This is a genomic window from Pyxidicoccus trucidator (assembly GCF_010894435.1).
GTDB lineage: Bacteria > Myxococcota > Myxococcia > Myxococcales > Myxococcaceae > Myxococcus > Myxococcus trucidator.
Window position 1 is genome coordinate 1 of record NZ_JAAIXZ010000075.1, and the last position, 698, is coordinate 698.

1 protein-coding gene is annotated in these 698 nt (G+C 63.0%); it reads right to left on the reverse strand.

The genetic code is table 11. The features are described from left to right. Window positions 1-698: HAMP domain-containing protein (locus G4D85_RS48465; RefSeq protein ID WP_164021930.1), on the reverse strand; the 698-nt coding region annotated here is incomplete at both ends.

The following is a 698-nucleotide window of genomic DNA, read 5'->3' on the forward strand; positions in this document are numbered from 1 at the left end:
CCTTCCGTACCCACCTCGCGGGCGACGCGCGTCACCTCCGAGGCGAACGAGTTGAGCTGGTCCACCATCGTGTTGATGGTGTTCTTCAGCTCCAGGATTTCACCGCGCACGTCGACCGTAATCTTCTTGGACAGGTCGCCACGGGCCACCGCCATCGTCACCTCGGCGATGTTGCGCACCTGCGACGTCAGGTTGGACGCCATGCTGTTCACGTTGTCGGTGAGGTCCTTCCACACGCCGGCAACGCCCTTCACGTCAGCCTGACCACCGAGCTTTCCGTCGGTGCCCACTTCCTTCGCGACGCGCGTCACCTCCGAGGCGAACGCGCGGAGCTGGTCCACCATCGTATTGATGGTGTTCTTCAGCTCCAGCACCTCGCCCTTCACGTCCACCGTGATTTTCTTGGACAGGTCGCCGTTCGCAACGGCCGTGGTGACTTCGGCGATGTTGCGCACCTGCGACGTCAGGTTGGACGCCATGCTGTTCACGTTGTCGGTGAGGTCCTTCCACGTGCCACCGACACCGCGCACCACGGCCTGACCGCCCAGCTTGCCTTCCGTGCCCACCTCGCGGGCGACGCGCGTCACCTCCGAGGCGAACGAGTTGAGCTGGTCCACCATCGTGTTGATGGTGTTCTTCAGCTCCAGGATTTCACCGCGCACGTCGACCGTAATCTTCTTGGACAGGTCGCCATTCGC